The sequence below is a fragment of the Pontibacter rugosus genome (assembly GCF_042678745.1).
GTDB lineage: Bacteria > Bacteroidota > Bacteroidia > Cytophagales > Hymenobacteraceae > Pontibacter > Pontibacter rugosus.
The window spans coordinates 1-9,696 of record NZ_JBHTLD010000188.1 but is presented as its reverse complement, the minus strand read 5'-3'; the positions used below and the strand labels follow the sequence as shown (position 1 = coordinate 9,696).

Here is a 9,696-nt window from a genome sequence, read left to right as displayed (position 1 = left end):
GTATAAAGTTGTAACGTTACTAAACTAGAATATAGGGAATCAATAATATTAGATATAAAAATAAAGATTAAAGCTAACTACATGAAAACGAAACAGTTTATACTTGGCGTTGCGCTTTCGGCCGTTGTTGGCGGTGGTGTGGCTGTGGGTAGCTACAAGCTGCTGGAAGACGGTAATGTAATGCATGTGCAGGACGAGCAGCAATACCCAACAGTGCGCTACACAAGCGATATGCGTAGCAGTAACGTAGCAGTGCCGGAGGGCCTGAACTTTGTGAATGCTGCTCAAGTGTCTACACCTGCAGTTGTACACGTTATGACGGAGTACAGCGTGCGTAGTTCTGACCGCTATAGCGGGCAAATGGATCCGTTCCTGCGCGAGTTCTTTGGCGATGGCTTTGGCCAGCAGGTGCCGCGAGGTCCACAGATGGGCTCTGGTTCAGGTGTGATCGTGGCCTCTAACGGGTACATCGTTACAAACAACCACGTAATTGATAAAGCAGATAAAATTGAAGTGGTGCTGGACGATAAGCGTAACTACACAGCCAAGCTGGTAGGTACGGACCCAACCACAGATATTGCTCTGCTGAAGATTGAGGCCGAGAAACTGCCTACCATCCGCTACGGTAATTCTGATGAACTGCGCGTAGGTGAGTGGGTGCTGGCTGTAGGTAACCCTATGAACCTTACCTCTACTGTTACCGCTGGTATTGTAAGTGCCAAAGGGCGTAACATCAACATCCTGCGTACCAGTGCGAACAAAGATATGAGCATTGAATCTTTTATTCAGACGGATGCCGCCGTAAACCCAGGTAACTCTGGTGGTGCTCTTGTAAACCTGAATGGCGACTTAGTAGGAATCAATACGGCTATAGCCTCTCAAACAGGATCTTTTGCCGGTTACTCATTTGCTGTTCCTTCTTCTATCGTGAGCAAGGTAGTAGATGATTTGCTGAAGTATGGAGAAGTACAGCGCGCCTTATTAGGTGCTTCTATTCAGGAAATTGACGCTACTTTTGCCAAAGAAAAAGGGCTGAAAACACTTAATGGTGTTTATATTGCCCAGGTGCAGGAGAAAAGCGGGGCCGAAGAAGCTGGCCTAAAAACCGGAGACGTAATTACAGCTATCAACGAAGTACGCGTTGGTAAGTCATCCCAGTTACTGGAGCAAATTGCCCGCTACCGCCCTGGTGATAAAGTGAAGGTTTCTTATATCCGCGACGGTAAAGACAAGTCTGCCAACGTAACACTGCGTAATCTTAACAACAGTACAGAGCTGGTGAAGCGCAGTAACGCTAAGGCAATTACCTTTGAAGGAGCGAACTTTGAGCCTGTATCAAAGCAGGAAATGAGTAAACTCGGTATCGACGGCGGTGCTAAAATATCAGGCATCAGCAGTAGCAAGTTCCGTGAGACAGGTATGAAAGATGGTTTTATTATTACCCGTATTGACAAGTATGAGGTAAATCAGCCATCAGATGTAGAGAAATACCTGAAGAACTTTGATGGCGGTGTTGTATACATTGAAGGTATGTATCCAGATGGCCTGAAAGCCTACTATCCAATAGGAAAAGGTTAATAGTCCATAACATATAAGTATAGAAAGCTTCTGCAACCTTGCAGAAGCTTTTTTATTTTTTAGCTTTGTATAAGAGCCTTGTGTTTAATCTTAATAAATAAAAGCATGAAACAGACGATAGATGCGCTTCCGCTGACCAAAGAAATAACCGATGTATTACAGCAGTTGGGTGTAAAAGAGACAAACCCTGCCTATAGCACCGGCTTGGTTTGGGGAGGGCAGGAAGGCCGTCAAACGCGTACCATCACTTCTCCGGCCGATGGTAATACAATCGCAACTGTGAGCATGGCTACGCCCGAAGACTATGAAAAAGTAGTGCAAACGGCGCAGGAGGCTTTTAAGAGCTGGCGCAAAGTAACCTCACCCAAACGAGGTGAGATTGTTCGCCAGATAGGAGATAAACTTCGCCAGCACAAAGAAGCGCTGGGTAAGTTAGTAAGCTACGAAATGGGCAAAATCTATCAGGAAGGACTGGGAGAAGTGCAGGAGATGATCGATATCTGTGATTTTGCAGTAGGCTTGTCACGTCAGTTACATGGCTATACCATGCACTCTGAACGCCCGCAGCACCGTATGTATGAGCAGTATCATCCGCTAGGTATTGTAGGAGTGATTTCTGCCTTTAACTTTCCGGTGGCTGTTTGGAGCTGGAACACCATGCTGGCTGCTGTTTGCGGAGATGTGGTTATTTGGAAACCATCCGAGAAAACACCTTTAACAGGTATAGCCTGCCAGCACATTCTGCGCGAAGTATTGGCAGAGAATGAACTGCCGGAAGGTATCTTTAACCTGGTGATTGGAGATGCGGAAATCGGTAGCCTGATGAGCCACGACAAGCGTATACCGTTGGTTTCTGCCACAGGTTCTACGCGTATGGGCAAAAAAGTAGGAGAGGCTGTAGGCGCTCGTTTGGGTAAGTCGTTGCTGGAGTTAGGTGGTAACAATGCTATCATATTAACGGAGAATGCTGATCTTGAGATGGCGCTTCGTGCCATCGTATTTGGGGCTGTTGGAACCTGCGGACAGCGTTGTACATCTACACGCCGCCTTATCATCCACGAGAATGTCTATGAGCAGGTAAAAGAACGCTTGCTCAAAATCTATCCTAACTTGCCTATCGGGCACCCGCTGGATAGCACCACATTGGTTGGTCCATTGATCGACAAAGAGGCTGTACAGGCCTTCACAGCTGCCTTGGAGAATGTACAGCAGGAAGGCGGAACCCTGCTAACCGGCGGCGAAGTATTGAGCGGTGATGGCTACGAAACCGGCACGTACGTAAAACCTGCCATTGTAGAAGCCCAAAACCAGTACGAGATGGTGCAGGAAGAGACTTTTGCTCCTATTCTGTACCTGATCAAGTATAAAGGTGACGTAGAAAATGCCATTGAACTTCAGAACGGCGTTCGACAAGGCTTATCATCTTCTATCTTCTCAACAAACCTGTTAGAGACAGAAGCCTTCCTGAGCCACTGGGGTTCCGACTGCGGCATTGCCAACGTGAACATCGGTACATCCGGAGCAGAGATAGGTGGTGCTTTTGGTGGTGAAAAAGATACAGGTGGTGGCCGTGAGTCAGGTTCTGATGCCTGGAGAGTATATATGCGCCGCCAAACCAATACCATAAACTACAGCCGCGAGCTTCCATTAGCCCAAGGCATACGGTTTGATATCATGGACTAAGGATCAGGATTTTCAGGATTATAGATGATATCCAAGATGCACGAAGCATTTATCCGAAGTTATTCATACCAATCCTGCCGGTCATAATTCTTACGAGTCAAAAAACGCCAGCTCTTTACGGAGCTGGCGTTTTTTTTATACCTGTGCATAAAGTATAGCTGTGTCATTAGATAGATTAAGTATACATATTTTACCCGCAATCACGCTGTAAACTCATGTTCATTTACATCTATTTCTCATTCATGCCCTGTTGGCGGTGCTTTTACCCATTTTACACTTCCTTCTTAGCAGCTCCGGTACGTCTTTTCTGTACTTATCCACAATTGTGAATAAAAGGTATGTGGATATGTTGATAACTAATGTTCAGAATTGCATTTAATCCTCTTGTAGCTACTCCTGAGTACTAATTGTTTCTTATGTTATCTGCTAGGGTGTAGTATAACATTCATCAGATTAAGAAGATACGGCTAGAGCTGTTTTTCCACAAGCAGCTGTGGATAGTGTGGAAAAGCAGGTTAACGAAAAAGATCTGAAAAAATTTTGCAACTTCATGCAACCTCGTGCTGTCGCGCTTGTCTTTAGTGCAGAGAATGAGAGAGGCAAGGAGGTAAGAAAGAATGATGTAGCTTAAAAGCAGGCTTAACAGAACAAGCAGAAAACTTTGGAGAAACTTGGCTATCAGGATGTGAATCACCATGTGGTGGAGCGCTGCAAGAGCGGTGATCATAAGGCGCAGTATGAGCTGTATAAGCTATATGCTAAAGCCATGTTCAACGTGAGCATGCGTATCACCAATGATTATGCCGAGGCTGAAGATGTGCTACAGGAAGCTTTCATAAGTGCTTTCAAGAACATGCATAGCTACAAAGGCGATGCCTCTTTTGGAAGCTGGCTTAAAAAAATAGTAGTAAACGCTGCTATAAATGCAGTTCGTAAAAGGCGCTCAGAGTTAGTGCCCTTAGAAGAGAAGCTGGTGGCTCATGTGCCTGATGAAGTATGCGATGAGGATGATGGGTGGCAGTTAGAGCAGGTGCATCGGGCTATTCAAAAACTACCGGATGGATATCGGGTTGTGCTGACACTATACTTATTGGAAGGATATGACCATGCAGAAATAGGAGAAATACTAAGCATAACGGAGTCTACATCAAAGTCGCAGTATAGCAGGGCTAAGAAAAAGCTGCTTGAGATAATGAAAGAGCCACAGCTGATGGCAAGAGTTTAGTACAATACGGATGACAGACTTATATCATGAAAGATAAATTAGAAGACTTTGTGCAGAACAACCGGGATGAGTTCGACGTGTTCGAACCCCGGCAGGAGCTCTGGCAGGAGATATGCAAAGAGTTGCCCGAACAACAGAAGAAAGAAGCAAAAGTAATCAACATAAAGTTTGGCGATAGAGCCAGCTTTAGCGCAGACTTTTTCTTTATGCGTGTAGCGGCGGCCGTTGTGCTGCTACTGGGCTGTGGCCTTACCATCTTCCTAATGAAGCAGCAAGTACCTGATACAGCCAATACACTTGCCGCTACGCAACACATAAGCACCATTGCCCCTGAACTGCCAGAGGTAGAAGCTTACTACGCTAGTCAGATAGAGGAGAAAAAATCAGAGTTAAGTGCTTATGATCTAAAAGTGCTGGGGCTGGACGATCAACAGGAGATAGACCAGGAGCTGGCACGTTTAGACAAAAGCTACACAGAGCTTAAAAAGCAGCTCTATACAAACCCGAATACAGACGAAATAGTTGGTGCCCTGATCCAGAATCTGCAGATACGGATTAAAGTGCTGAACCGACAGCTGGAAGTACTCCAGCGTATTAAACAAATGAAACAAGAGCCTACTTCAGAACCTATAACCGATGATGCGACGAATGTATAATTTTCTACGCTATACGCTAGTGCTTGCACTGGCACCCACGCTGGTACTTGCACAGGATAAAAAGCAAGAGCCGTGTCCCGACGTTACTATCAACCTTTCTGGGCTGAGCGTTTTTTCTGAGCTGAAGCTAGACAAGCTGGTTAGCAGCTTAGAAGGGCTTGAAAGCCTGAGTGAACTGAAAGTCCTGGCTTCGCTTGGGTCTATGGAAACTTTAGAGCAGTTGGAAGACATCCAGGAGATGGCCATGGTGTATCAAACAGGAGATGCCGCTGCCTATGATGTTGAAAAGCGGAAGGTAATTGACAAAACTTTTAAGGTAAATTCCAAAGACATACTCAACATTGAGAATGAATGGGGCAAAGTACACGTTAACACCTGGGAAAAAAATGAAATCAGGGTGAAGGTCGACATTATTGCCCGTGCCGGCAACGAGGCTAAGGCTCAGGAGATACTGGATAATATAAAGGTGCTGGAAAACCGGGAGGGCAACACATTCTCGTTCCGGACCAAGCGTGAGCCAATGCGTATCAATGGCAACAACAATAAAGGGGTAGAGATTAACTATACCATTTACATGCCTACTGAAAACGCAGTTGCCATAAAAAACAGCTTTGGTGATATTTACCTGGCTTCCATGAAAGGTAAAGCTGACATAGATCTTAAGTATGGCTCCTTGAAATGCGATAGGCTTACTAATACAGGCAACACTTTAAAAATTGCTTATAGCTCAGGCAGCTGCACTTATATAAGCGGCGGAAATATGCAGGTTGCCTTTTCTAATATGAAAATAGACGGAGCAAATAACCTGCAGGGAACATCCAAGTATAGCGACTTTAAAATTGGCAATTTAGAAGAGGTCATTGACCTGGAAGTAAAGTATGGCTCCTTCAAAATTGACAACATCAGCAAAAATATTCGCAAGGTTTCGCTTGATAGCGGCTTTACACCGGTTAACTTAAACTTCGAAGATAACTCCGCTTTCAACTTTGCCGTGAATGTGCAGTTTGCAAACTTCAATGTAGATAAGTCTCTGGTGACTATAACGTCCCTTGAAAAAGACTACACTTCAGCAGAGTATAAAGGCAAGTTTGGTGGCGCATCGCCTAAAGGCACAGTCAATATCGTGTCTAAATATGGGGATGTGAAATTCACAAGATAAGGATAGAGATAAAATAGTTTGTTTAAGGTGAAAGAAGAGCTGGCCATTGGTCGGCTCTTCCTGTTTTTATGCGTAGACCTAATTCGATATTTATTTAGATGTATATTTGGTTATGGCAAACGAGAACGCAAACTTAAACTCTAGCAAAGCACCGGAGCCAGTGGGGCTGTATCCGCATGCACGGCGTGTGGGCAATCTTCTGTTTCTGTCAGGTGTGGGGCCTCGTGAGCGAGGTGCTAAACAGATACCAGGCGTAGAGCTGGATGAGCACGGAAACATTGTGAGCTATGATATAGAAACCCAATGCCACTCCGTTTTCAGAAATGTACGGTACATACTGGAAGATGCCGGCTCTAGTTGGGAAGAACTGGTTGATGTAACTGTTTACCTGACAAACATGCAGGATGACTTTGCTGCTTATAACCGCATCTACGCCGAGTATTTTAAAGATAACCAGCCCTGCCGCACCACCGTGGAGGTAAATAAACTGCCTACCCCCATCGCGATTGAACTAAAGTGCATAGCCACCATCATCACTCTATAACAAGTATAAAATTGCAGAAAGATAACGTGAACGAAGCTAGAGAGAGTTTATATAAAAGCAGAGCTGCCGCTTTTGGAGAGCAGGAAAAGAAAGCCGCCTCTAAATCGAGCGCCATTTCGTGGTTGCGTGTGGCAGTATTTGTCGTAGGTGCCATTGTCGCTTTTTATTTGTTCAGGAATGGTAATAACGCCGCAGGTGCCATTGCCATACTTGTATTCTACGCTGTGTTTGTGCTGCTCATGCGCTGGCACAGTCGTCTGGAGTTTTCGCATCAGCAGTTGCGCCTGCAGCGCCTGGTAAATGAGCAGGAAATTGAGCGACTGGAAGGTAAGTTGAGCAAGTTCGATGGGGGCAAAGAATTTGTAGATGACCTGCATCCTTATACTTCGGACCTTGATGTTTTTGGTCAGAACTCGTTGTTTCAGTTGCTGAACCGGTCTGTTACAAGTATAGGTAGGGCTAAATTGGCTACGTGGTTCCGCCAGGCAGCTTCTCCACAAGAAGTGTTGCAACGGCAGGCAGCGGTAGCAGAACTTGCTGCTCCAGACCAATTGGAGTGGCTGCAGGGCTTTATTGCCCTACCCATGCACTACAAGCACGAAGAGACCTCTGCCCAAAGTTTTATACTTTGGTTTAAAGATAAAGCCTTTTACCAGCAGCACGCATGGTTGAAGCCATTGGTTTTTATACTTCCTATACTTACTGTAGCAGCCATTGTGGCATGGCTAAGTGGCATCAGCGGCTGGATTGCTGTGGGCCTTTTGCTGGTGCAGTTTATGTTGGCATATCGCTTTACCAAAGAGCGTGATGAGTATTATGATAAAAGCATTGGTATTTACGAAGCCATGCAGAGTTTTACAAAGCAGTTGCAGCACGTAGAGCAGGAGCAGTTTAAGGCTCCCAGGCTTCAGCACCTGCACCAAGAGCTTACATCCGATGGCATCAATGCTTCTACTAGCCTGAGCAAGCTGGCCAGCATCATCGATTTTTTCTCTTACCGCTTAAGTACGTTGATGGCTTTCTTTTTAAACACCATCCTGATGTGGGACTTTGTGTGGATGTATCGGCTGGAAAGGTGGAAAGCGCAGCACCTGGAGAAGCTGGAGCATACATTAGAAGTATTAGCAGAACTGGAAGCATTAGCAAGTATGGCAGCCTTTCAGCATGCGCACCCGCACTATGCGGTGCCGCAGTTAAGCGAGCAGCCTTTTCTTTACAAGGCCTCTGCACTTGCCCATCCGCTTATATTTTCTGTTAGCCCTGTAGCAAACGATTTTTACATGCAGGGCACGGGGCATGCTATTGTCATAACTGGTTCTAACATGTCGGGTAAAACAACTTTCCTGCGTACCGTAGGTATAAACATGGTGCTTTCGCTGATGGGTGCTCCCGCTTGTGCGACAAGTATGGAACTAGCCCCTGCGCAAGTTTATACCGCCATGCGTACTTCAGATAATCTGGCTGAGAATACATCTTCATTCTACGCAGAGCTGAAACGGCTGCGTGTGTTACTAGAGATGACAGAAGTGGGGCAGCCTGTTTTTTACCTCCTTGATGAGATACTGAAAGGCACTAACTCGCGCGACCGCCATTTAGGTGCGATGTCGTTAATACGGCAACTACACAAGCGCAACGCAGCTGGGCTTATCTCTACACATGATTTGGAGCTAGGTGCCATGGAGCAGGAGCTTAACGGCAGCGTTGAGAACTACAGCTTCAACAGCGATATTATCGGCGATGAAATCAGGTTTGATTATAAGTTAACCCCAGGCATATGCCGCAGCTTCAACGCCAGTAAACTGATGCAGTTGATGGGAATTGCGATAGAGGAAGAGGTATAAATAGTTGTAACGGTCCTATCCAAAGAGACAGCAATATTAATCTATCATTTAGCAGGTATAAAACGTACTTGCTTAACCTAAACATTCACAAATCTAGCACCAAGAGTAATGAGAGTAGTAGCAGACATCCCAAACCCTAACATGAAAGTGACCCTCCTGAGCTGGAACGGTAAGTACCTGATTAAATTGGAAAAAGGAGACTTTGAACAAACCTATAAGATAGGAGAGACAGACGTGATGGGCGATGCCGGCGCTAAAGAGCTGCTGGACGAAGTTTTTTTAGAAGCAGCCATGAACCGCTTCAATGACATGCGAGATGCCTTTGTGAGTACTGTGAGGCGGAATGGGTAAACAATATTAGACTTAATTAAGCAAAGCAGTAGCAGCTATATAATGAAGAAATTGTTGTTATTCATGTTGCTATTCTTCATAAGTCAAATATGTGTTGTGGCCCAAGAAAAGATCGGGGAGGGCTTTATGGGAATACCCATAGGTATGAATGTGTCAGACAGAGCTGATGATTTTATGTATGTAGGAGATAACTTATATGGAGGCCAAGTTCTTAAGCTGAAGGATCAATTGCTGCAGTACAAAGGTATAAGCATCGATAGTGTTCATTACTTAGCATTGGACGGTAAAGTTTCTCATATATTCCTGTATCTAAATTTACCTGAAACTCTGGAACTTCTGGAGATTTTTACTGACAGATATGGAAAATTTTTGAGGAAGACAACTGATGACTCGCACCTTCGTTATTTAAGTAGGGAGTGGGAACAACAGGGTAAATATCGTTTATCTGTGCTATTTACAAATAATGATGTTGCTAATTTACCTCTTGAAGCAAAAGAACAGAAAGGTTTCGGGCGTATAACATTTGCTGATATTGTAGCAGATACTAAAATTGAAAGCAGAAGAAGGGTCTATTTTAACTCGTGTGAAGTATGTGAGAATTGAGTTTTGCAAATAGCGTTGATGTAATAAAGCTTTTGGCTTTTATCATTCTTATTTAC

Annotated in this window: 9 protein-coding genes; all 9 read left to right on the top strand. The window is 44.8% G+C overall.

Going from position 1 to position 9,696, the window contains the following annotated elements:
* Positions 1–81 precede the first annotated feature (81 nt).
* The 9 genes from ACFQ2O_RS16970 (at position 82) to ACFQ2O_RS16930 (ending at position 9,640) form a co-directional block, all read left to right on the top strand.
* Entirely contained in the window at positions 82–1,578 is a 1,497-nt protein-coding gene (locus tag ACFQ2O_RS16970; protein ID WP_377530485.1) for a Do family serine endopeptidase, read from the top strand.
* 105 nt (positions 1,579–1,683) lie between these two features.
* Entirely contained in the window at positions 1,684–3,261 is a 1,578-nt protein-coding gene (gene amaB, locus ACFQ2O_RS16965; protein ID WP_377530482.1) for an L-piperidine-6-carboxylate dehydrogenase, read from the top strand.
* 661 nt (positions 3,262–3,922) lie between these two features.
* Positions 3,923–4,486, top strand: coding sequence for an RNA polymerase sigma factor (locus ACFQ2O_RS16960; RefSeq protein WP_377530478.1), 564 nt, complete (start codon positions 3,923–3,925; stop codon positions 4,484–4,486).
* Positions 4,487–4,512: 26 nt separating this feature from the next.
* Positions 4,513–5,142: a hypothetical protein gene (locus ACFQ2O_RS16955; RefSeq protein WP_377530475.1), complete on the top strand. Its 630-nt coding sequence runs from the start codon at positions 4,513–4,515 to the stop codon at positions 5,140–5,142.
* On the top strand, positions 5,123–6,301 hold the full coding sequence (locus ACFQ2O_RS16950) for a hypothetical protein (RefSeq protein WP_377530472.1): 1,179 nt from the start codon (positions 5,123–5,125) through the stop codon (positions 6,299–6,301). The genes ACFQ2O_RS16955 and ACFQ2O_RS16950 overlap by 20 nt, the downstream gene beginning before the upstream one ends.
* Positions 6,302–6,413: 112 nt before the next feature.
* Positions 6,414–6,845, top strand: a complete 432-nt coding sequence (locus ACFQ2O_RS16945; RefSeq protein WP_377530469.1) for a RidA family protein — start codon at positions 6,414–6,416, stop codon at positions 6,843–6,845.
* Between the two features lie 26 nt (positions 6,846–6,871).
* A complete protein-coding gene (locus ACFQ2O_RS16940) occupies positions 6,872–8,686 on the top strand; it encodes a MutS-related protein (protein WP_377530466.1) in 1,815 nt (604 codons plus the stop codon).
* Positions 8,687–8,794: 108 nt separating this feature from the next.
* Positions 8,795–9,037, top strand: a complete 243-nt coding sequence (locus tag ACFQ2O_RS16935) for a hypothetical protein (protein WP_377530462.1) — start codon at positions 8,795–8,797, stop codon at positions 9,035–9,037.
* Between the two features lie 96 nt (positions 9,038–9,133).
* The gene (locus ACFQ2O_RS16930; protein WP_377530459.1) at positions 9,134–9,640 is read left to right on the top strand and encodes a hypothetical protein; all 507 of its coding nucleotides are present in this window, start codon (positions 9,134–9,136) and stop codon (positions 9,638–9,640) included.
* Positions 9,641–9,696 lie beyond the last annotated feature (56 nt).